Here is a 22,136-nt window from a genome sequence, read left to right on the forward strand (position 1 = left end):
CTTTTTTCTTTTTTGAAGTAGACGCAAAAAAATCTTACCTAAGGTTTTGTTCAGTCCTTTTGGCAAAAATGCCTGCGGAGTTAAATGTAACTTTAAACTGTTTATAGAATAGTAATAGCGCGAGTAGAATATTAAATATATAGCAATATGCATTTAGATAGCGTACAAGAAACCCTCCACCGGGTTATTGCTGAAGCCTGGGCGAACCCTGTTTTCAAACAACAGCTCATCGACGATCCGGTAGCAGCAATCAAAGCACTCACTGGCCGGGAGGTTCAGTTGCCGCCTGGTAAAACCCTGAGTGTGTTCGATCAGAGCGACAACAATATGATTTGCCTCAATATTCCACCTCCACCTGGGGTAAATGATAAAGAACTCACCGAACACCAGCTGGAAATCGTAGCTGGTGGAGGTATCTTTTTAACAGGCCTGGCCATTGACTGGAAAGGGATTTTTACCAACAACCTCGTTTCCTATCCAGCCCAACATTACAAAAATTAAATAATAGAAATAATAAAAGCTATCCATCATGAAAAGAGTATTATTCGTACTGGGCCATCTCAGTGATTCTGACATCGAATGGATGATCGAGAATGGCACTAAGAACAATTATTACGAAGGCCAGCACCTCGTAACCCAAGGAGAATCCATTGAACATATCCACATCGTACTGTCAGGTCACTTGCGAATATTCAGTGAAGATCGCCCCGAGTTAGATATTGCCCAAATCGGTTCTGGTGAGATCATCGGCGAGATGTCATTCCTCGACGAGCGTCCACCTTCCGTATCTGTCGTAGCCATCGAAGACTGTAGCGTTTACAGTATTTCTCTCGAACGCATGAAACAATATATGGAAGTGAATACCCGCTTTGCGGCTCGCTTCTACTACTCTATCAGCCTATTTCTGTCGGATCGCCTGCGGAAGACCACCAGCCGCCTCGGCTACGGTTCAGTTGAAGACGATATCGATGAAATCAATCTGAACGTCCTGAACCAGGTGGGTAAAGCTGGTTCCCGTTTTACTCGTATGCTCAACCGCTTTGCCGAAAGCTAAAACCAGAAAGTTATGTGGACTAAATATATACTCTTCCTGGGCATTTTCTGTCTGGGGAACAGCTACACAATAGCCCAGAATGAGGCCGTCACCTGCGATCTGCTCCATCTCTATCAGCTCACTTTGGCAAACAGTCCCACTGTACAAAGGCAGGAGATTCGGAACCAAATCGTGAAAACCGGAAAACAAACCGCTCGTAGTCAGTTTGATTACCAGTTGGTATCAGATGTATCACTGAGCAGGTCGAGCTACAATTTTTATGAAGCTGATCCCCTCCGGGCACTGATTGGCAACACGATGAATACAAACAATTTTTCCCTTTCTACTGGTGTCCAGCGTACTTTCCGTACGGGTACCACAGCCAATGTAGGATTGCAATACCAACGTGTTTCCGATAGTAACCCCATCAATGGCTTCAGTGAAACAATCGGTGCTTTCATTCCTGACAATACTACTACTACTAGCCTTTCAATCACGCAGCCCTTGTTAAGGGGCCGGGGTCGGGATATTGTGACGGCCAACGAAGAAGTCGCCGAACTTAATTTGGCTCAACAGCAGCAGAATGCTCATTTCGTGATTTCCGGCCAAGTACTGACCACGGTTAATGCCTACTGGCAATATTTCAGTGCAACCGAGTCACTGAAAATCTACCAAGACAATGAAGAACGGGTAATGGCGGTACTAGACATGACTAAAGAACTGGTGAATGCCGATAAAAAACCCGCCGGTGACCTTACGCAAATTCAAGCTGACGTGCTCGATAAAGAACGGCAAACGATCCTGGCAGCGCAGAATGTATATTCCGCTCAGCAAAACCTGGGACGCAGTATCGGGCTGGAAACCAGCGAAAGCCAAGAGATCGGTTTGCCATTGAGTAATTTTCCGCGCTTAGACGAAGGACAGGAAGTTCCTTCCTTGGAAAGTTTGCTTACCCTGGCACGTGCCCACCGTGCCGATCTCAAAGCCCTGGAGAAATCACTAGAAGTCCAGCAACTTCAGGTACGTGTAGCGGAAAATAATATTAAGCAACAGCTCAACCTCCGTGCTTTCTCCAGCTATGGCGGTGCGGCCATGGGCAATGGTGTTGATCGCTTTCTTACTGCTCTGGGCAACTATGAAGGCCGGAATTATCAGATAGGAGTAGGCATGGAATACATCTTCCCTATCAATAACAACCAGGCGGAGGCTGCTTTGCTGAACGCTCAGCTCACTTATGCTGATCAGGAAACCTACCAGAAGGATCAGATTCGAAATATTGAACTCAATGTCAGTATTGCCTACAATAATTACCTCAATAGCATCGACGCTTTGAAAAAGTCGAGTGAATCCCTGGCTTATTATGAGGAGGTTTTTACCAACGAGCAATATAAATTTCAGAATGGACTAACTACCCTGCTGAATCTGATTCTGTTGCAAGAGCGGCTCACGTTTGCCCAACTAGATTATATCAAAAGCCAGCAACAATACGCAATGGCAATCAGTAATCTACGCTACGAGACGGGTACACTTTATCCCTCTGATGCTCCGGTGGGCTTTGATGAAGAGGTCTTCTATACGCTACCGGGAACAAAATATTAAATTATAAATCTAGAAAAAATATATAGCTATGGCTGCTCCCAGCTTTTTCCGAAAATCTGCCCTGGAAAAACTCTCCACACCCGAGAAGTTGGACCAATTGATCAAAGTGACCAGCCCACGGGCATGGATCGCCCTGCTCACCATCGTCATCGCGCTAGTGACGGCACTTAGTTGGGGTTTTATGGGGCGGGTAAAAACTAAAATCAATACTGCCGGCATCCTGCTTGGTGGGGAAGTATACGATGTCGTATCCACCACGCAAGGTCAACTGCTTGAGTTGGACATTGAAGTCGGCGAACAAGTTGCTAAAGGCGACATCATCGCTACCATCGACCAACCTGAACTGCTCCAGCAAGTCCAGGCTGCGGAAGCTTCCTTGGTGGAGCGCCGCTATGAATTAGAGCAGCTACAAGTCTATGGTTCCAAAGATGCTCAAATCCAGGGCGATCTGCTGGAACAAAGCCGGCGCAGCATACAGCAACAGATTCGTACCACAGAGAAGAACATCGTTTTCTTGAAACAACAACTCGCCACTGAACGCGAACTGCTGGAGAAAGGCCTTATTACCAAACCACAGGTCGTGGGTAGCGAGCAGGCGGTAGAAAACGCCCAGAACCAGATCGAAGGCCTTAAGGCCCAGTTGGTGCAAATGACTTCGCAAGCCCTGAATGCAGGGTTCAATCAACAGCAGCAACTTACAGTCGTACAACAGCGTATCGCACAGGAAGAGCTACGGCTGGAACAACTTCGCGAACAGTACGAAACCAAATCGGCGATCCGCAGCCCCCACGATGGGGAGGTCGTAGAGGTGCTCTCCACCAGCGGCGAAATGGTGGGCTTGGGAACACCCCTCTTCAAACTTAAAAACGACTTAGCCATCGCTGAAAATGGCAACATCCGGGGTATTCTCTATGTGCCCTCGCAAGACGGCAAAAAGATCAAGGTAGGCATGGAAGCCCTCGTTGTACCCGCTACGGTGAAGCCACAGGAACACGGCTATATGAAGGCGAAAGTGACTTACGTATCTGCCTTCCCCGTCACACAGCAAGGGATGATGACTTCCATGAAAAATGATCAGTTGGTTAACAATATGCTGCGTATGGGAGCTCCCTACGAGGTGTACGTAGAGTTCGAGAAAAATCCTCAAGCTTATAGTGGCTATGAATGGACTTCGGCCAAGGGCCCCGAGATCACCATCAATGCAGGCACCTCTTGTAGCGGAAAGATCACCGTCAAGCAGGAGCCACCCATTGCCATGGTCGTACCGGCATTGAAGAAGTTTTTCGACCTGTATTAATCTAGCTAATCCTTAAAAGTTAAAACCATGTTTACAGCAATCGCAAAATTGCAAAAGGAGAAGGCTCAGCCCATTGTAGCCACCCGGGTAAAAACGCCTACTGTCCTCCAAATGGAAGCCGTAGAGTGCGGAGCAGCTGCGCTTGCCATTATCCTGGGCTACTTCGGGCGCAATGTACCACTGGAGAAGCTTAGGGTAGCCTGTGGTGTATCTCGAGACGGCCTCAAGGCGACCAACCTCATGAAGGGGGCTCGTACTTATGACCTACACGCTAAGGGGTACGCTAAATCTATTGATAAATTGAAGATGATGAAGATGCCAGTCATCATTTTCTGGAACTTCAATCACTTTCTGGTGTTGGAGGGATTCACCAAAGATCGCGTCTATCTCAGCGATCCGGCTCAGGGGCGTTATCACGTCACTCATCAGGAATTCGACGACTCTTTCACCGGTGTGGTGATCGACTTGCAGCCTAATGAAAATTTCGTAAAAGGCAACGAAAAAAAAGGCCTGTTTTCGGCCCTCTCTTCGCGAATTTCCAACTCGAGGCTGAGCCTGGTTTTTATCATTCTCACCAGTCTTTTTCTTGTAATTCCAGGGTTGATCATTCCTTCTTTTACTAAAATTTTCATCGATCAATTCCTGATAAATAACCGCGCCAGCTTTGTGATGCCCTTGTTGTTGGCTATGGGAGGTGTGTTTGTGATCAATGCCGCGTTGGTGTTTATTCAACAGTATTATCTGCTCCGATTGGAAACCAAACTGGCGTTGGCCACATCCAGCAAGTTCCTCTGGCATATCTTGCATCTGCCCAGTGCCTTCTTCACCCAACGGAGTGCAGGAGAGATAGGTAACCGCGTTGCCCTCAACGATAAAATAGCCCGGTTGCTTAGCGGTGACTTGGCCAACGCAGCTCTCAACGTGATTGTGGTGTTATTTTATGCTATGCTGATGTTTAGTTACGATGTCTTGCTTACTTCTATTGGGATCATCGTAGCAGCCCTCAACGTCATTGCCTTGCAACTGGTTTCACGGGCTCGTAAAGACAGTAATCGACGACTGGTTACCGAAAACGGTAAGCTCATGGGCACCACTGTCTCGGGTATCAGCATGATCGAAACGCTGAAGGCCAGTGGCCGCGAAAGCGATTTCTTTACCACTTGGGCAGGACATTTGGCTAAAGTGATGAACGTTCAGCAAAATCTCGGCTGGCTATCGCTACGCCTAAACGTCATTCCTCCTTTTCTTTTAGCGCTCAATACAACTATCGTTATGGGGGTAGGAGCCTTGCGCGTAATGGATGGCGATATGACACTGGGCATGCTCGTAGCTTTCCTGTACCTAATGAACAACTTCATCCGTCCGGTTAATCAACTTGTTGCCGTAGGGAGCACTTTGCAGGAAACGGAAGGAGATATGAACTGCATTGATGACGTGCTCAACTACGAAGTCTCCGAAGAATTTAGCCGCCCTTCTGCCCAGCTTCCAGAGGGACAAGAAATGCACAAGCTGACGGGTTCCCTCGAACTCAAAAATATTAAGTTTGGTTATACCCACGCTCTGCCCTGCCTGATCGAGGATTTTAGTATTAAGCTAGAACCGGGCAGCCGAGTAGCACTCGTGGGTGGATCAGGCAGCGGAAAGTCAACCGTAGCTCGCTTGGTGGCTGGTCTTTATGATCCTTGGGAGGGTGAAATCCTGTTCGACGGAAAACCTCGTAATGAATTACCTAGGCAGATGCTCAACGCATCAATGGCAGTCATCGACCAGGATGTGATGATGTTCCATGGTACCATCCGCGAGAATATCGCTTTCTGGGATGATACTATCCCCGAGCACGATATCGTACAGGCAGCCAAGGATGCCATGATCCATGAAGTGATCGCTGCCCGAGCCGGTGGCTACGACAGCATCGTTGCTGAGAAAGGAACCAACTTCAGCGGTGGTCAACGCCAACGGATGGAGATCGCCCGCTCACTAGTCCTTAATCCTTCCATTCTGGTGATGGATGAAGCGACCAGCGCCCTTGATCCGAAATCCGAAAAAATTATAATGGACAATGTACGCAAGCGCGGCTGTACTTGCCTTATCGTAGCGCATCGCCTAAGTACTATCCGGGATTGTGATGAGATCATCGTCATGAAGTTCGGAAAAATTGCAGAACGCGGCACCCACGAAGAACTTGTTGCCAAGCAAGGACTTTATGCCGAATTAATCAGCTCCAAATAATCTAGATTATGAAAATGAGACCTACAGAAGTACATTTAGGAGCTAGCAAGCCCTTCTTCCTTGCCAAGAACGACCACTGCTGGATGGTAGCTTCCGGCGAAGTCGAAATCTACTACGTCAAAACCGACGAAGCTGGTCAGCTGAAAAGTGCTCGCAACTATCTGTACACCGCTACTAGAGGAGATTTGCTTTTTTCACTGAAAACCGGTGCTGAATTCGATGACTTTTCCCTCATCGCCGTAAGTTCTGCCAGTAAGCTGATCGAAATCCACAAGTCGATTCTTGGCAGGGTAAACAAAGACCAACTCAGTCCGAAAATCGCCAACTGGGTAAATGCATACGCTGCTTATATCCATCGGGAAAACAGTCCCAAAATATACCGCGATCTGGTCCGGTTAAACGAGACAATAGAACTCAAAGACAAGGAAACAGCCTATCCAGCGCGGGAACTCTACTGGGGCAAATTTCTCCAAGGCAAACTGCGTACTTTCGGCGACGAACAGAGCGAGATCACTGCGGAGGAGGCTGTTCAATTCTTCCTTCCCGTATCAAGCAAACTATGGATACAGGCGCTGGCACCGAAAACAAGTATCTCTTTACTCGATACCCGTCAACTGGTAGAAGATGAGATTAGTATGATGCTATCCATCCATCACCTACAGCGCTATTTCCTGCGGGAACTCAAATCACACTTCGCCGCCAAAGTTAATCTGGCTAGCCAGAGGATCGCAACGCGAGTAGCTTCCGACGAAGAAGCTATTGAGGGCAGCCTGTCTGGGCTCAGGTCCATCATATCGAATAAAGATGAGGCTGCTGCTTTTCATGATATCAGCACTACGAATGAGCTGCTGGCAGCCTGCCAGTTGATTGGTAAAGCCGCCAACTTCGAGTTCATTGAGCCGGGCTATATCCGCGATTACGAACACAACCTCACTGGGCAACTATCGGCCATCGCGCAGGCTTCCAATGTGCGAACCCGTAAAGTAATTCTGCGCGGTGACTGGTGGAAAGACGAGAACGGTCATTTGCTGGCTTTTACCCGTGAAGAGAAAACGCCGGTGGCACTGATACAGACCGCACCCGGACAGTATCATATCCAGCATACTGGCGACCGAACGAGCCAACCCGTCACCGAAGAAATAGCCCATACGCTCGATCCCTTGGCGTATATGTTCCTCTATTCCTTCTCGGAGAAGATGACTTCCATAAAAAAGATCGGACGCTTTGCGATCAAGGGGTTGCGAACCGATGCGGTTTATATCATTGCGGCGGCTCTGGCGGGTAGTCTGATCGGTCTACTGACCCCAGTGCTATCGGGTATCCTTTTCGATGATGTGATTCCGCAGGCCGACCGTAGCTTCCTCTGGGAAGTATTTGCTATCATGCTGGTTATCGCCGTGGTCAAGTCGCTGCTAGAGGTCGTAAAGGGTATTCTATTGTTGCGTGTGGAAACGCAGTCAAACATCAGCGTACAAGCAGGCCTAATGGATCACCTGTTGCGCTTGCCAGTCACGTTCTTTCGGCGCTTTTCGGCAGGTGATCTGACAATGCGGGCCTTAGGGATCAATTCCATCCGCCAGATGTTGTCCAATACCGTACTTACTGCTGTGCTAAGTGGTACTTTCTCCATTGTCAACTTGTTTCTGCTTTTTTATTACGATGCCAGCCTGGCCTGGGTAGGCGTAGGACTGGCCGTACTGGCTGTGGTGATCATCAGTGCATTGGGTTTTGCCAAACTGCGCTACGATCGACAGGTATCGGATCAGCAGGGAAGCATTCAGGGGTCTTTGTTCGAGTTCCTTTCGGGGATTAACAAGATTAGAATCACAGGTTCCGAGAAGCGGATATTTGCACTGTGGGCCAAAAAATTTGGTAGTTTCAAACAACTGGGCTTCAAATCCGGCAATTATCAGAATTTTGTGGAGGTCTTCAACGCTTCCTATCCTCTGATGACCAACATCTTTTTCTTCAGCTTCATCTTTGTGGCCCTGAATTCTGCTGACAGTGCAAGCGGCTTGATCTCGGTAGGCGTTTTCATGGCTTTTCTGACGGCCTTCAACCAGTTTTTGCGCGACTGTCTGAGTATGAGCATGGGACTCATCTCTTCGCTCAATATTGTTCCGCTTTACGAACGGCTTAAGCCTATCCTGGAAGAAGAACCCGAGTCGGCCCTGGAAAATGGCGACCCTGGTGAGCTGTCTGGAGAGATCGAGTTCAACTCGGTGAATTTTCGCTACGACCCTGAACAGCCTCTGGTACTGAAAGACGTCTCTTTCAAGATCAAAGCCGGAGAAATGGTTGCTTTTGTTGGGCCTTCAGGCTCAGGTAAGTCAACCGTAATGCGCCTGTTGCTGGGTTTCGAGGAAGCTGAATCTGGCTCGGTTTACTACGATGGGCAAGCCTTTGATACGCTGAGCAAGGAACTAGTACGCCGCCAGCTGGGCGTAGTCCTGCAAAACGGCTCGCTGATGCCGGGAAGTATCTATAAAAATATTGTCGGGAGTACAGAGCTCACGCTCCAGGATGCAGAAGCCGCCGCTCGCATGGCTGGACTGGAAGAAGATATACAGCAAATGCCGATGGGAATGCATACCGTCATCAGTGAAGGAGGAAGTACTTTCTCAGGTGGGCAGCGTCAGCGCTTGATGATCGCTCGGGCGATTGTGAACAAGCCCCGCATCATGTATATGGACGAAGCGACGAGTGCGCTCGATAACCGTACTCAAAGTATCGTTTCCGAAAGCCTGGATCGTTTGCAGGCTACTCGGATTATCATTGCTCACCGCCTTAGTACGATCGTGAATGCCGACCGCATCTTTGTGATGGATCAGGGGCAGATTGTAGAAGCAGGTACCTATGATGAATTGATGGAAAAGAACGGGCTGTTCTCTCATCTTGCTAAACGCCAAATAGCTTAACAACATGACGATCATTACCGCTAATAACGACCTATTATCAGCTTACACCAGCAATGAGCTGGTGCACGAAGCGTTGCGAGCTTACACTCAAAATGCTTTTAGGGTACCTGGTGGGCGGGTTTGGGCCGGAAAAGCCTTAGCGGATGAGCCTCACATTGCTACCTGGAAGAAATACCTGAAGGAAGCTGAGGAAGAGGGCGTCTATGCTTGCCTTCGTCGTCATTTGGTACAATTTCAGTTTCCGATACAGGCACAAATCAGCGAAACGATAGCTTATGGACAAGCTACCCGCCGGGGTGAAAGCACTACATCCATGAAGGAAGCCACTGGCTTAGGATTGGAATGTGCAGAGGGACTGGAGCTGTTTTTATACGAGTCTATCGCGGGGTGTATCCCGGTGATAGTTACTGCTCATCGGGAGGACTTTAAGTCGATCGTTCAGGCGCTTTGCAATCGTAATGAACCATGTTCATTGCCTGATTCGATGGGGGCGGTATTGGTTCGCGGCCTCAATAATTGGGATAGGGTAAGACAGGTAAAGCAAGTCGCCGCTCTGGGGCAGATTGCTGGCGATTGGCGACAACAGCGCGAATTGTACCAGGATAGTATTATTGTTCTGAGCCGAATTCCTTACAGCAATGTTCCAGCGGAAGCCCTCGGTTTAAAAGAAGAAGATTGGCTGGAAAAGTCGCTGCAAATCCGTTTGGCGCACGAGTGTGCACATTACTACACGCTGCGGCAATTCGGCAGCATGAGCGTCAATATGCACGATGAACTGATCGCTGATTATCTCGGTATTTGTAGTGTCTGCCCCACATTTACCGCTGATTGGTTTTTGCGGTTTATCGGCCTGGAGAATTATCCTGTTTGTCGACCGGACGGACGTTTGCACAATTACCTCGGTACGCCTTCTCTTTCCGCGCCAGCCCTTGGAGTATTGCAAACCATTCTCTTTCGGGCCGCCCATCACGTAGCGATCTTTGACGAGCAGATCGGAACTCGCCAGGATCCGCAGCGCCTAGCTCGTCTCAACACCCTTTGCCGGCTGAACCTCCTGGAAATGGCCGCCCCTAACGGTGTCGGTCGATTACTTGACGACTATCATAATTCACAGCACTGATGAGAAAGGAAATACTTCACGAAATCAACGATATTCTGGGCAATATCACCCTCGCACTGCGCGCGCGCCGGAGTACTGTTTTTTTAGTCAATGAGGAGAGTGGCACCTTGGATAGCCTTATCTCGCAAGGTATACGGAACAATCTGATTTCCATGCCTCTGAACTGTGGTATTGCGGGCCATTGTGCCGGAACGGGGAAGGCAATGATCGTGAATGATGTTAGTAAGAGCGAGCATTTTAATAACTATTTTGATACCATCACTGGATTCAAGACCCAGAAAGTGATTTGCGCCCCTCTTCTGACGGACTCGGGCCGGGTAGTTGGTGTGATCCAGACGCTCAACAAGATTGCCGCCGATTTCGACCAGCATGACCTTACGGTGTTGAAAAGCTTTGCTGATGCCATTTCACTGGCCATCAAGAATGCCCAATTGTATGCTTCCGCAGAAACGATCAAGAACAATATCGCGACGCTGCTGAAAGTATCGTCGTCTATCAATTCCGAACTCGACCTGGGCAGTCTGATTCAGCTGATTATCGAGAAAGCCTCAGAAATTACTCAATCAGATCGCAGTAGTTTCTTTCTGTTGGATAAAGAAAAGAATGTACTATGGACCAAGTACGGTGAAGGTCTCGACGGACGGATTATCAAAACTCGGCAGGGGCTGGCTTACCACGTGGCCATGACGCAGCAACCACTGATTGAGAATAATCCCTACGGGAATGTTCATTTCGATAAATCGGTGGATGCGAAGTTTGGTTACGTCACCAAATCTATCATCAGTATTCCGGTCTTCAGCTCTTCACGCGAAGTGATTGGGGTGATCCAATCCATTAACAAAAAAGGCGGACTGTTTACCACTAAAGATCTGTTCGTACTCAATGGTTTTGCGGCGCAGATCAGCATTGCTATTCAGAACTCTACGCTCTTCGAGGAAATCAATAATATCAAAAACTACCTGGATGTACTCTTTGAAAACCTCGAGAACGGCATCCTCACCATTGATAAAGCTGGGATCGTAAAGACGGTCAACCGCCGCTTCTGCGATATCCTGGGGATGGAGTCGACGGATTTGATCGGCAAGTACTATAAAAAGCTGGCACAAGATCACTTTACCTTCTTCGACTATAGTGAATATACCTTCCATTCGGGAGAAAAATTTGAGAAGTATAACATCGAAAGTCTTGATACCCGCAATAAAAAATTGGTGCTGAATTTCAATGCACTACCAATGAAGAGTAAAGACGGTGAGAATATCGGTGTCATCAATGTCATCCATGATATAACCTCGGAGGAGCGAGTAAAGACCAACCTCAACCGTTATCTGCCCCAGCATGTCATCAACGAGATCATCAATAAAGATGACCTCTCACTCTTCAATGGGGAATACAAAAAGTGCAGTATCCTCTTTAGTGACATCCGTAATTTTACCTCCCTGACCGAGTGCTTGGAAGCCATCGAAGTCGTCAACTTTTTGAATGATTATTTTGATGTTATGGTTGGCTCTATTTTCGAACACAATGGCGTATTGGACAAGTTGATCGGTGATGCCGTGATGGCTACTTTCGGCATTCCTTATAACAGTGATGCTGATGCTGTTAATGCTATTCACACAGGACTGGATATGATCGCTAACCTTAGTAAGGTAGGAGACATCAAACAACTCCAATTCCAGTTAGGGATGGGTATTGGTATAGCTACAGGTAACGTGATCGCGGGTAATATCGGCTCCACCAAACGCTTCGAATACACCGTGATCGGCGATGCCGTCAACCTGGCCGCCCGGCTGGAAAGCCTTACCAAATTCTACGGCCTTAACATGCTCATCTGTGATAAGACGGCCCAAGATATAGTGGCGTATTATCGCTGTCGCGAAATCGATTGTATCAAAGCCAAAGGTAAGCAGGAGCCTGTCACTATCTTTACTGTTGTAGGGCGACAGACAGAGGAGCTATCAAGGGAAGAGACCCTGTTTCTCGATTTCTACGCCCAGGGTTTAGCGGCTTATCGCGCTCAGCGATTTACGGTTGCGCTAAAGGAGTTTAAAAAGGGACTCCTATTCTTTCCCGATGATCATCCTTCCCTCATCATGATCGACCGCTGCGAGCAATTTCTTCATCATCCACCCGAGGAAAATTGGAATGGAACCTGGGCTTTTAGTCAAAAGTAAGGAGCAAGTTGCTGCTGTGTGCCCCCTGGCCGAGGTTGGTGACGGCGATTCTTTAGGCTTGGTCAGCTATGTATGGTACAAGGCCTGCCAATGAAACCGCTTATTGAGCAAAAGCAAGGGGTTTCCACTGTACGCTTCCTAATCAGCGCAACCATGATTTACTCAAGCGTTGCCGGCTTGTTGGAGAAGCTGGAGCAATATGATTTTCATAAGCTATTGAATTGGTCAAATGGTTAAACCTTTGACTCCCCCCCTTTTTTCCGAAACACAGCTGACAGTTCTCACTACTATATGCCGTCTTTTCCCGGAGATAAGCTTATTTTGCGGTCACTTCGGCCTAGCGATGTGCAAGGGTGGCCCTGCTTTGGCAGGGACAGACAGCGCACCTGACTTAAATCGGGAGCGCTGGCCGATCCACTTGGTGGCGGAGAGCCCTGAAACGCCGTGCCGACGGGCAGTCAGGTAGCGGCCCCGCCCTTCAGGGGGCGAGAGCAGTCCCCAACAAAAGATCCAATCACCTTTTACCAATATTGTCAGAAAATCATAACCAACCCGTATGAGAACGCTATTACTTTGCTTGCTTTTTAATGCTTTTACCGTTTTGGCTTTTGCCCAGACAGAGGCTCCTTACGGAGCACCTACGCAGGAGAACTTGCCGCACTGGGTACAGCTGATGTATGCCGATAATCCTGATGTGGGAGCGGTGTTGGATGCTTTTTATGTGTATTACGATACCCATCCGTTTGTGAAAAACGGGCATACGCAATACCTCAAGCGAATGCTGCGGGAGCGGGAGACTTACGCTTTCCAGATGAATAACCCCGAGCTGACGGCTGCTGAGCGGCAAGCCCTGAAAACGGCGGAACAGCGCTATCTGGAACAATACCAACAACAGCAGGCTGGCCGTTCGGGCAACTGGATCAGTATCGGCCCACACGATTGGGACCACGATGCGGGTGGGCGTAGCTATGCCCCCGGGGCGGCCCACGTATATACGATAGAGCAAAGTGCTTCGGATGCCGACCTGATGTACGCAGGAACCGCCACGGCCGGCCTGTGGAAAAGCACCAACCGGGGCAGTTCCTGGACGAACGTAACCCTGGACCTGGTGGCCAATGAAGTGTATGCTGTGGAGATCGATCCCACAGATAATGAGCGAGTATACGCCGGCATGATGGGCAGTATCTACCGGACCACCGATGGTGGCATGACCTGGACACCAACGGGCGATGCCAGTTTTCAGGCGCAAGACCTGTTTACAAAAGATATAAAAATCGCTCCCGGCAGTGCTGCGCTCTGGGCAGCTACCAACGACGGCCTGTACCGATCTACGGATAATGGTGACAACTGGACAGAGATGCTGTTTGGCGACTTTCAGGAGATCGAGTTTCACCCCGTCAACAGTGAAGTGATGTATGTGATTCGCCAGACGGGCAGCCGAACGGAATTTTATCGTTCCATTGACGGTGGTCTTACTTTCTTGTTACAGAGTGGTGGCTGGCCTGTACCCAGCGGTGGAGCGGAAAATAAACGCGCAGAGATAGCGGTGACCCCAGCAGCACCCAACAAGGTGTATGCCTTGCTGACGGGTCAAGTGAATGGTGGCAGTGGCCTGTACGGGGTGTACGTGAGTGAAGATCAGGGTTCGACCTGGACCTTTAGCTGCTGCGGTGACCAACCCGGCGGACCGGCCAGTCTGGACAACATCAATATGATGGCCTGGGCCGATGATGGTACGGATGATGGCGGACAGTATTACTACGATCTTGCGCTGGCGGTATCGCCCACGGATGCGGATCAGGTATTTGTAGCGGGGGTGAACTTGTGGGTATCGAACGATGGTGGCAACACCTTTACCTGCCCGGCAAAGTGGAGCCACTCTTACAAGCCCAACTATGTACACGCCGATATTCACGATGTCAATTACTACCCCAACGGCGACTTGTGGGTGGCCAATGATGGAGGGATCTTTTATTCTACCGATGGTGGCGAAAATTTTGACCGGAGTATGCTGGGCATTGCGGGTTCTGATTTCTGGGGCTTTGGCCTGGGTTTCAACAATGACGAGTTGATGATCGGCGGTGCTTATCACAATGGCACCCTCGTAAAAAACGGCAATGTATACATCAATGACTGGGCTTGTATCGACGGTGGTGATGGCGTAGGTGGAGCGGTGAACCCCATTCGGGAAGACCAGGTGTACAGCAACTACAATATCAAGCAAATGCCCGCCGACCGTACGGTTGCTCCCATCACACGGAACTATGCCATGCAGCCCTCGTGGACCTACGTAACCGGGCGATTTAGCCAGATTGAATTTGCCAGCGATAATTACAATGTCCACTATTTTGGTAATGGCAATGGGCTTTACAAAACCGAAGACGATAACCGCAGCGTATCACAGCTCTACGATTTTGGTGAAGAAGTAGGAGATGTAGAAGTGGCCTGGACAGACCCACAAACGATGTACGTGACGACCTTCCCGGATTATTGGGGCCCTAAAAAGATCTACCGCACCACGGATGGTGGACTGAGCTGGACCAATATCACGCCGCCAGCCACCGCCAGTAGCGGTGTGCCCTATGATGTGGAAGTGAGCTACAATGATGCACAAGTGATTTGGGCCGCAAGAATTGGACGCTCTACGGGAGATGCCAATAAAATTATGCGCTCTGATGATGGTGGAACTACCTGGTACGACATCAGTAGTGCCACCTTGGCGGGAGAAGAGCTGACCAATGTGATCACCCAGCGCGGTACCGACAATCAGTTGTATCTGGGGACGACGCGTTCGGTGTACCAAAGCCCTACGGGCAATGCCGGATGGGAGCTTTTTGCGGATGGCTTGCCCGCCAGTGCCCGCTCGCGCCAGTTGGCGATCAGCTACCGCAACGGGACGCTATTTAACGCTACGAACCGGAGTGTGTGGAAATCGGATCTGGCGCAGCCTAGTGCCGTGACGGCACAGATTGCGGTGGACAAATATTTTTCGGGCTGTATTCGGGATACCTTCCGATTTGCGGATCACTCGACAGCACCCATGGATGCTACCTTTGTCTGGGAATTTCCGGGTGCGAGTTGGGTGAGTAGTACCAGTGATCGCAACCCACTGGTGGTTTACAGTGCGGAGGGGAACTATGATGTAAGCTTGACGATAGACGGGGTAACGCAGACCTTGGCGGCATTTATTGAAGTAGGAGACGATTGTAGTGCGCAAATTGAAGCGGGACAGTCGCTGGTGTGTGCTGGCGAGAATGGACATTTTATTTCCTCCAACTCCTTGGATGTGACGACGAATACGATGACTTTGATGGCATGGATTTATCCAGAGGGTGTACAGGATAATTACACCGGCCTGATTTTTAACGATGCTACGGCAGCGGGGATGAACCTACGAGCAGATAACGAACTGGGTTATCACTGGCCCGGAGGTAGTACGCACTGGGCGTGGAGCAGTGGCCTGCGGGTGCCGGAGAATGAGTGGTCGTTTGTGGTGATGGTGATCACGCCGGAGCAAGTGACGATGTATCTGAACGAACAAGAGGTGACGCGAACCTTTGGTACGCCGGTGGAAGCTGCCTTTTGGGGGAATTTCAGGATTGGCACTTACCAGGGCTGGACTTCGCGCAATTTCCGTGGCCAAATTGATGAAGCCGTGATTTGGAACCGGGCCCTGGATCGGGACGAAATCCGCAGCTGGCGGCACCTTACCAAGCAGCAGCAAGTGAACCCTGAGCATGAGCTGTACGACGAAACATTGTTGGTGTATTACCAATTCAACGAATTCAGTGGACCAGTATACGATCGGGCCAACGATAATCACGGAATATTGTGGGGAGTAGCTGCGCGGACCGCTTCTACAGCGCCGATTGGCGACGGCAGCAGTAGCAAACAAATGGTTGCTGGCGCAGGAAGTTACGCTTTTGTTGAAGAAGGACTAACGCTTGATTTTCCTGAGGAGGGCATTTACCCCAATGAAGAAGTAGTAGTGACAAGACTAAACAACCAGCCGACGATCTTGCCGGAAAATGCCTTACCCACGGAGCAGTACTGGATCGTAAACAACTACGGCCCACACCTCTTTACGGCACTGACACGGGTGCAGTTTGATAATATCCCGGAAGTGGATGAGAATACGGCCGTATCGCCAGAGCAGTTTATAGTGTATCAGCGGCGCGCCAATGCAGGGCTGGATGCCTGGGATGATTATGCCGATCAGGCAGATGCTGCTGATGGCAAAGGCGGCACGTTGGTCTTCGGCCCACACGATAATAATATCATGTATCTGGGCCAGTTGGCTCTGGGTGGTGACGAGTCGCTAATCGTCGTAGATACGGAGGAAGCACCTTTAGCGGACGCTTGGGCGCGCGTATTTCCCAACCCGATTGGCGCCAATGGGCAGCTCAGAATTGAGAGCCAGCTGGCTGGGCAGAGTGTTTTCCAGTTGTTCAATGCAGAAGGTCGCTTACTGCAAACGACTCGTTTTGAGAGCAGCGTGTACTTGCGTTTAACGAGCTTGCCTGCTGGAACCTACGCTTACCGCATCGTCAACGGAGAGCAGGTGACCAGCGGGCAGTTGGTGAAGGGGTAGTGACTTAGGACGTTAAAATTTCTAGTTTACCTTTTTTCGGTTTTCCAAGCATGGCGGGTTGTGCTGCGCTGCGCTTGCGGTAGTGCGATTCCGATTTTATCGGAATCGCGGTAGTGCTCGCTGAAGCTCGCGCGTAGCGCGACTACCGCCAACGCAGTTGGCACTCCCGCGATCCCGAGGCTTCGGGAGAGCACAACCGTGAGCGTTAGCGAACACTTTAAGCCAAGCGTGGAAGTAAACCATAAAGCATTTTCACTCCTCCATCTCCCCCTCATCAGCAAAGCTGTAGTAGCCTTTTTCACTGATGATCAAGTGATCCAGTAAGGGGAGATCCAGTTGCTTGCCGGCCAGGAAGAGCTTGTGGGTGAGCTGGCGATCGGCCTGGCTAGGTTGGAGGTTGGTACTGGGGTGGTTGTGGGCCAGGATGATGGACGAGGCTTTGAGCTCCAGCGCGCGCCCGAAGACGAGCTTGGCATCTACCACGGTACCGGCGCGCCCACCGGAGCTGATTTTGATACGATGGACGATGTAGTTGGCCCGATTGAGGCAGAGCATCCAGCATTCTTCGTGTTCGAGATCGGCGATCAAGGGGGCCAGGCAGTGGTAGGCATCGGCACTTTTTCGTACCTGCGGGCGATCACTCAGCGGGGTGAGCTGGCGGCGGCGGCCGAGCTCTAGCGCAGCGATGATCGTAACGGCCTTGGCTTCTCCGATACCGGGAAACTTCAGCAGGTCGGCACAGGTCTGTTTGCTGAGGGTATGGAGGTTGTTGTCAACGGCTTGGAGAATACGCTGGGCCAGACCCAGGGCGCTTTCCTGGCGGCTACCTGAACCTAAGAGGATGGCGACCAATTCGGCATCGCTGAGTTGTTGGCGACCTTTGAGGAGGAGCTTTTCTCGGGGGCGGTCTTCTTCTGCCCATGCTGTGATGGCTAAGGAAGAAGAGGAATAGTGCTTAAAAGTTGGAATAACGGACATGGTATAGCATTAGCTTTTTAAAGCGAAGAATAAATAAGATGCTTACCCGGAACTATAAAGAATGGAAGAAGACTTGGTCGTGATCCGTTTCCGTGTGTTGATGTGCGCGTCAATCCGAACCTTCAGCGGCTCGGCTTCCCCAAAGATAAGGAAAAATTAACGACAGGATACCTATCTTCGCTCCTATGAATGATTTTCGTTTTCAACGCGGGGAGCGCTTAAAGAGCCGCAAGGAACTGGAAGGGCTTTTTAAGCCGGGGAGCAATGCACTGATGCAGTATCCGCTGCGTCTGGTATGGCGGCCTATGGAGGAGAAACGTAGCGATTTTCCGGTACAATTCACGGTGAGTGTTTCCAAGCGGCGGTTTAAACACGCCGTTGACCGCAACCGCGTAAAACGCTTGGTACGGGAAGCCTATCGTTTGCGTAAGCACGAGTTGTACGAGACCCTGCCTGAGGGAAGCCCCCAGCTGGCCTGGATGATCATTTTTATTGGTAAAGAAATGCCGGATTACCCCAAAGTAGAAAAGGCCATGCGCAAGTTGGTAGCTAAATTTATTAAACAATACCAACTGCCTCCAACCAACGACTTGGGCGGGTGAGAGGTCTTTTGGGGGATACTGAGAGACAGCTAATCATTATCATTAATAGCCAAATCCAATATTATGCGCTACCTATACCTGTTTGTTTTTGTTCTGACGGTGAGCTCTCTCGCTGCCCAGCGCGTATTACTCATTGAGAAGCTCAATAGCCCTAAGACGACCAAATTGTATGTAGGGGATTATATTCAGTACCAATTGGTAGACGAAAAAGATTGGTACGGGGAGCGGATTTATGACCTGCGCGACGATACGCAGGCACTGGTTTTTCCCGATCGCTATGTCGCTATTGAAGATATTGCGATGTTGCGGCAAGGCAAGCCGTGGGCTCGGAATATTGGCCTGATGCTGGTGACTTTTGGCGTGTCGTGGTCGGGGTTTGCGCTGTTGGGTACGGCTACGGATGGCGATCCTGAAACGGGTTACGAGCGCAGCGATGCAATAGTGACGGGGGTGGCGGTAGGTACTGGGGTACTATTGCCCGCTTTGTTTGGCACCAAGCGAATGCGCTTCGGCGAGGGGGAGCGATTGCGTTTGAGAATTCTTGATATTAGTTTCTAGGCTTGTTCGCTGAAATTGCGTTACTGTTCTATCTTTGCGCTGATCAAAACTTAACAGGATGACGCTGCGCGATTTTTTTGATGCCACTTCGGCCCAACCCGTTTACATCGTGTTTTATTTTGCCATGATTGTATTGGTAGCCCTCCTTACGGGTTGGTTGGCCAAAGGGGAGGGGGAAGACAGCCCCTGGAAATACCTCTACAGTGCGCTTTTGTACCTGGCATGTGTACCTGGTATTTTTGCCATCAGCCTCCAGATTTACCTTTTCCTTTTTGAGCGGCGCAGTATTTTCGATATGAACATCTTGTTGGAAGTGTTGCCGGTGGTGAGTATGATTGCAACGATACTTATTGTTCGCAAGAATGTCAATATGGATCGCATTCCTGGGTTTGACAAACTTTCAGGCTTGGTGATGATGATCAGCGCGGCGCTGGCCATTATGTGGTTTATTGATCGCACGCACATAGTGGTCTTCAGCTACATGCCGTTTCAATCGGTCTTGCTTATTTTTGCCGGATTATTGCTGGTCATTCGTTTGGGATGGTCGCGACTGATCAAAGCCTAACCCTTCCAGGATGAGTAATACAATAACAGAGAAGAAAAATGCAGCCCTCAAAGCGGTGGAGCAGGTACAGTCGGGGATGATCTTGGGCTTGGGTACTGGCAGTACCGCTTATTTCGCTATTGAAGCCATAGGTGAGCAATGGCAGGCGGGAACCCTCACCGATATCCAAGCTATCCCTACTTCGGAGGCAACGGCTAAGCAGGCCAGCAGCTATGGGATTCCTTTGTTGGAATTGGCCGATGTCGATCGCATTGACCTGACCATTGATGGCGCGGATGAATTCGACCCCCAGCTCCGGCTGATTAAAGGCGGCGGCGGTGCCCTCTTTCGGGAAAAGCTGGTAGCTTTTGCTTCCGACAAAATGCTGATCATTTCGGATGCCTCCAAAGAAGTACAATATCTCGGGGCTTTCCCCTTGCCGGTAGAAGTGCTACCGAAGGCCATTCGCCTTGTGCAGCGCGTGCTGACCGAGAAAAACTGTCAGCCTGTTCTGCGCAAGCAAAAGGATGGCTCGCCTTACCTAACGGATAATCAAAACTACATCCTTGATTGCCATCTGGGAAAAATTGACAATCCTGAACAGCTGGATTTGATGCTACACCTGGTGCCTGGTATCGTAGAGACGGGCCTATTCCTTGGTTTGGCTACCCAGGTCATTGTAGGGCAGGGTGATGATGTGAAAGTGTTTGAGTAGACTTCTTGTGCGCTTATGCTGGCCGCTGACTCACCAGGTAAGCGTGGCTGATGGCAACTTCTTCTACTTGCATAGTAGAATAGGGGGGAGCCAAGGCTAGTTGCTGTACCTCGTGAAGATTTCCCGCCCGAATTTTTTCTTCTGAATAAGGAATATTCAACTCCTCGTAGAGTTCACGGTAACGGGCTAATCGCCATCGGTTTTGTGGTTGGATAGGGTTGTCGATCCACTGCCATTGTTGCTCTGAAAAACGAAGGAAATTGTAGATCGTAATGCTCTTGTCCATGTGTGCAAAATGATCGGACATATCAATAAAATGGCTCATCACGCCGCCAGGAGCCGTCAGGCTCCAAAGTTTTGCGACAATGCCTCCCAGTACCTGCGGGTAAATGTGTTCGTAAGTATTATTGGAGGAAAGCAGCAAGATGTTTTCTTCTGGTAGTGCCAGTTCACGAACATCTTTGACGATAGGAATGAAATTCAACTGCTCACAAAGCGTGCTCAGAGGGGTGGCGAGGGTAGCTTGCTGGCGGATGTTTTGTAGTAGTTGCCAACGTTCGGAATCAATAGTTCCCAAGCCAGCGAGAAAACGTTTCTGGTGGCGATCTATTTCTTCCAGACAGCGCAATAGGGTAGCGGTGGTAAGGTGAGCGGAGATGTCTACGCTGTAAATTTTACCGGCACCCTTGAGGAAGTAACCAATAGGAATGATGGGATACCAGCCTGTACCCAATTCCAGACAGGTTATACCGTCGAGCTTGTCTTTGCCAGTGGCCTTGGTGAAGTGCTCCAAGTGATCTAGTAAGTGCCCGTACTTATTGAAAAAGTGCTCCTCGTGCAGCTCCACACCCTTGGTGACGTACTTCTGGAAGAAGAAGTTGATCTGGTTCCGAAAAGGAAGAAAAGAAATAATTTTTTGGACAATGGCCTTGAGGTACCACTTCTTCATGATGGTTGCTATTAGAGCTCGCAAAAATAGAACCTTCTGAGAGAAAATACACTCCTATCTGGACTTTTGGCAAAATGTAGTAAAGACCAGCCTATGCACCTCTTACGCTTCCGTAAGCGGAATAGGCAAGATCAGCTTATCCCACTGCATGACGATTTTTCCTGGTGCTAGTCGGAATTCGAGGGTAGTGCTGCTAGAATCTACACTTACGGGCTGGGCGGGTACTCTCAGTACGTCTTTCGTATTGTCATATTCATAAGCGCCCCACTGGTCCACTACCTTGTTGAAGATAATTTCCCATTCTTTTTCGGTGGGTATGGTAAACAGGCTGTAGGTGCCAGCAGCTAGTTCAGCCTCACCTACCAATACCGTTTTGTCGATGGTGAAACGTGTTGCTTCATTGGCCCCGGTACGCCATACTTCGCCGTAAGGGACAAGCGAACCCCAGATAGCACGCCCCTTGGTGGAAGGGCTACCGTAATCGATCGTAATATTGACGCCGTTAAGTTGGCCTTTTAGTTCTTTACGAGGACTCGCCAGTTCTGCTTCCGTAACAGTGACCGTATACTCTGGCTGAGGAGCATTAAAAGCCAGGGGCTCCTTTTCTTCCACAGTCGTAGGCGGTGCCTGAGAGGTATCACACGAAACAATCAATACCGCAAATAAAACGAAGGAAGACAACAGGGAAACGACGATTTTCATAGTAAAAATAGGATTGGGTAATCTTTTAAATAAAAAACATCCAATATCCTGAACGCTATCGTACACCAATTGGTTGCCACAAAAATATTAAAATACTAATTGCAGCCTAATCAATGGATTATCATAAAAA

The 22,136-nt window shown here is 49.6% G+C and carries 16 protein-coding genes; 13 read left to right on the forward strand and 3 right to left on the reverse strand.

The window, feature by feature from the left end; genetic code table 11:
- The first annotated feature begins 147 nt into the window (after nucleotides 1–147).
- From AB0L18_RS13065 to AB0L18_RS13105, 9 genes are all read left to right on the forward strand, one after another.
- Nucleotides 148–501: a TOMM propeptide domain-containing protein gene (locus AB0L18_RS13065; RefSeq protein WP_367393039.1), complete on the forward strand. Its 354-nt coding sequence runs from the start codon at nucleotides 148–150 to the stop codon at nucleotides 499–501.
- A gap of 28 nt (nucleotides 502–529) precedes the next feature.
- Nucleotides 530–1,054 carry a cyclic nucleotide-binding domain-containing protein gene (locus tag AB0L18_RS13070; RefSeq protein WP_367393040.1) on the forward strand — a complete coding sequence of 175 codons (525 nt, stop codon included), beginning with the start codon at nucleotides 530–532 and terminating at the stop codon, nucleotides 1,052–1,054.
- Between the two features lie 12 nt (nucleotides 1,055–1,066).
- Nucleotides 1,067–2,632, forward strand: a complete 1,566-nt coding sequence (locus AB0L18_RS13075; RefSeq protein WP_367393041.1) for a TolC family protein — start codon at nucleotides 1,067–1,069, stop codon at nucleotides 2,630–2,632.
- A 28-nt stretch (nucleotides 2,633–2,660) separates the two neighbouring features.
- Nucleotides 2,661–3,929, forward strand: a complete 1,269-nt coding sequence (locus AB0L18_RS13080; RefSeq protein ID WP_367393042.1) for an NHLP bacteriocin system secretion protein — start codon at nucleotides 2,661–2,663, stop codon at nucleotides 3,927–3,929.
- A gap of 27 nt (nucleotides 3,930–3,956) precedes the next feature.
- The gene (locus tag AB0L18_RS13085) at nucleotides 3,957–6,158 is read left to right on the forward strand and encodes an NHLP family bacteriocin export ABC transporter peptidase/permease/ATPase subunit (RefSeq protein WP_367393043.1); all 2,202 of its coding nucleotides are present in this window, start codon (nucleotides 3,957–3,959) and stop codon (nucleotides 6,156–6,158) included.
- A gap of 8 nt (nucleotides 6,159–6,166) precedes the next feature.
- Entirely contained in the window at nucleotides 6,167–9,076 is a 2,910-nt protein-coding gene (locus tag AB0L18_RS13090; protein ID WP_367393044.1) for an NHLP bacteriocin export ABC transporter permease/ATPase subunit, read from the forward strand.
- Nucleotides 9,077–9,080: 4 nt separating this feature from the next.
- The gene (locus AB0L18_RS13095; RefSeq protein WP_367393045.1) at nucleotides 9,081–10,196 is read left to right on the forward strand and encodes a hypothetical protein; all 1,116 of its coding nucleotides are present in this window, start codon (nucleotides 9,081–9,083) and stop codon (nucleotides 10,194–10,196) included.
- Nucleotides 10,196–12,367, forward strand: a complete 2,172-nt coding sequence (locus tag AB0L18_RS13100; protein ID WP_367393046.1) for an adenylate/guanylate cyclase domain-containing protein — start codon at nucleotides 10,196–10,198, stop codon at nucleotides 12,365–12,367. The genes AB0L18_RS13095 and AB0L18_RS13100 overlap by 1 nt, the downstream gene beginning before the upstream one ends.
- Nucleotides 12,368–12,923: 556 nt before the next feature.
- The gene (locus AB0L18_RS13105; RefSeq protein ID WP_367393047.1) at nucleotides 12,924–16,958 is read left to right on the forward strand and encodes a LamG-like jellyroll fold domain-containing protein; all 4,035 of its coding nucleotides are present in this window, start codon (nucleotides 12,924–12,926) and stop codon (nucleotides 16,956–16,958) included.
- A 252-nt stretch (nucleotides 16,959–17,210) separates the two neighbouring features.
- Here AB0L18_RS13105 and radC read toward each other — a convergent pair whose 3' ends face one another.
- Nucleotides 17,211–17,936: a DNA repair protein RadC gene (gene radC, locus AB0L18_RS13110; protein ID WP_367393048.1), complete on the reverse strand. Its 726-nt coding sequence runs from the start codon at nucleotides 17,934–17,936 to the stop codon at nucleotides 17,211–17,213.
- A 185-nt stretch (nucleotides 17,937–18,121) separates the two neighbouring features.
- On the opposite strand from radC, the gene rnpA reads away from it, so the two are divergent.
- From rnpA to rpiA, 4 genes are all read left to right on the forward strand, one after another.
- On the forward strand, nucleotides 18,122–18,538 hold the full coding sequence (rnpA, locus tag AB0L18_RS13115) for a ribonuclease P protein component (RefSeq protein WP_367393049.1): 417 nt from the start codon (nucleotides 18,122–18,124) through the stop codon (nucleotides 18,536–18,538).
- 63 nt (nucleotides 18,539–18,601) lie between these two features.
- Nucleotides 18,602–19,096, forward strand: coding sequence for a hypothetical protein (locus AB0L18_RS13120; protein WP_367393050.1), 495 nt, complete (start codon nucleotides 18,602–18,604; stop codon nucleotides 19,094–19,096).
- A gap of 58 nt (nucleotides 19,097–19,154) precedes the next feature.
- Complete coding sequence (locus tag AB0L18_RS13125) at nucleotides 19,155–19,661, forward strand: hypothetical protein (protein WP_367393051.1); 507 nt, start codon at nucleotides 19,155–19,157, stop codon at nucleotides 19,659–19,661.
- A gap of 10 nt (nucleotides 19,662–19,671) precedes the next feature.
- Nucleotides 19,672–20,355 (forward strand): ribose-5-phosphate isomerase RpiA, encoded by a 684-nt coding sequence (gene rpiA, locus AB0L18_RS13130; protein WP_367393052.1) that lies wholly within the window; start codon nucleotides 19,672–19,674, stop codon nucleotides 20,353–20,355.
- 13 nt (nucleotides 20,356–20,368) lie between these two features.
- Here the strand turns inward: rpiA and AB0L18_RS13135 are convergent, their stop codons facing one another.
- Both AB0L18_RS13135 and AB0L18_RS13140 read right to left on the reverse strand, forming a co-directional pair.
- Nucleotides 20,369–21,304 carry a class I SAM-dependent methyltransferase gene (locus AB0L18_RS13135; protein ID WP_367393053.1) on the reverse strand — a complete coding sequence of 312 codons (936 nt, stop codon included), beginning with the start codon at nucleotides 21,302–21,304 and terminating at the stop codon, nucleotides 20,369–20,371.
- Nucleotides 21,305–21,406: 102 nt separating this feature from the next.
- Nucleotides 21,407–22,006: a DUF2911 domain-containing protein gene (locus AB0L18_RS13140; protein WP_367393054.1), complete on the reverse strand. Its 600-nt coding sequence runs from the start codon at nucleotides 22,004–22,006 to the stop codon at nucleotides 21,407–21,409.
- Between the last annotated feature and the right edge of the window lie 130 nt (nucleotides 22,007–22,136).

This window comes from Lewinella sp. LCG006, assembly GCF_040784935.1.
Classification (GTDB): domain Bacteria; phylum Bacteroidota; class Bacteroidia; order Chitinophagales; family Saprospiraceae; genus Lewinella.

What these genes read in the sequence shown, in the direction of transcription:
- AB0L18_RS13080 (WP_367393042.1), top strand. Translation starts at nt 2,661, where the DNA reads ATGGCTGCTCCCAGCTTTTTCCGAAAATCTGCCCTGGAAAAACTCTCC.
- AB0L18_RS13085 (WP_367393043.1), top strand. Translation starts at nt 3,957, where the DNA reads ATGTTTACAGCAATCGCAAAATTGCAAAAGGAGAAGGCTCAGCCCATT.
- rpiA (WP_367393052.1), top strand. Translation starts at nt 19,672, where the DNA reads ATGAGTAATACAATAACAGAGAAGAAAAATGCAGCCCTCAAAGCGGTG.
- AB0L18_RS13065 (WP_367393039.1), top strand. Translation starts at nt 148, where the DNA reads ATGCATTTAGATAGCGTACAAGAAACCCTCCACCGGGTTATTGCTGAA.
- AB0L18_RS13070 (WP_367393040.1), top strand. Translation starts at nt 530, where the DNA reads ATGAAAAGAGTATTATTCGTACTGGGCCATCTCAGTGATTCTGACATC.
- AB0L18_RS13140 (WP_367393054.1), bottom strand. Translation starts at nt 22,006, where the DNA reads ATGAAAATCGTCGTTTCCCTGTTGTCTTCCTTCGTTTTATTTGCGGTA.
- AB0L18_RS13135 (WP_367393053.1), bottom strand. Translation starts at nt 21,304, where the DNA reads ATGAAGAAGTGGTACCTCAAGGCCATTGTCCAAAAAATTATTTCTTTT.
- AB0L18_RS13095 (WP_367393045.1), top strand. Translation starts at nt 9,081, where the DNA reads ATGACGATCATTACCGCTAATAACGACCTATTATCAGCTTACACCAGC.
- AB0L18_RS13075 (WP_367393041.1), top strand. Translation starts at nt 1,067, where the DNA reads ATGTGGACTAAATATATACTCTTCCTGGGCATTTTCTGTCTGGGGAAC.
- AB0L18_RS13105 (WP_367393047.1), top strand. Translation starts at nt 12,924, where the DNA reads ATGAGAACGCTATTACTTTGCTTGCTTTTTAATGCTTTTACCGTTTTG.
- radC (WP_367393048.1), bottom strand. Translation starts at nt 17,936, where the DNA reads ATGTCCGTTATTCCAACTTTTAAGCACTATTCCTCTTCTTCCTTAGCC.
- AB0L18_RS13090 (WP_367393044.1), top strand. Translation starts at nt 6,167, where the DNA reads ATGAAAATGAGACCTACAGAAGTACATTTAGGAGCTAGCAAGCCCTTC.
- AB0L18_RS13125 (WP_367393051.1), top strand. Translation starts at nt 19,155, where the DNA reads ATGACGCTGCGCGATTTTTTTGATGCCACTTCGGCCCAACCCGTTTAC.
- AB0L18_RS13100 (WP_367393046.1), top strand. Translation starts at nt 10,196, where the DNA reads ATGAGAAAGGAAATACTTCACGAAATCAACGATATTCTGGGCAATATC.
- AB0L18_RS13120 (WP_367393050.1), top strand. Translation starts at nt 18,602, where the DNA reads ATGCGCTACCTATACCTGTTTGTTTTTGTTCTGACGGTGAGCTCTCTC.
- rnpA (WP_367393049.1), top strand. Translation starts at nt 18,122, where the DNA reads ATGAATGATTTTCGTTTTCAACGCGGGGAGCGCTTAAAGAGCCGCAAG.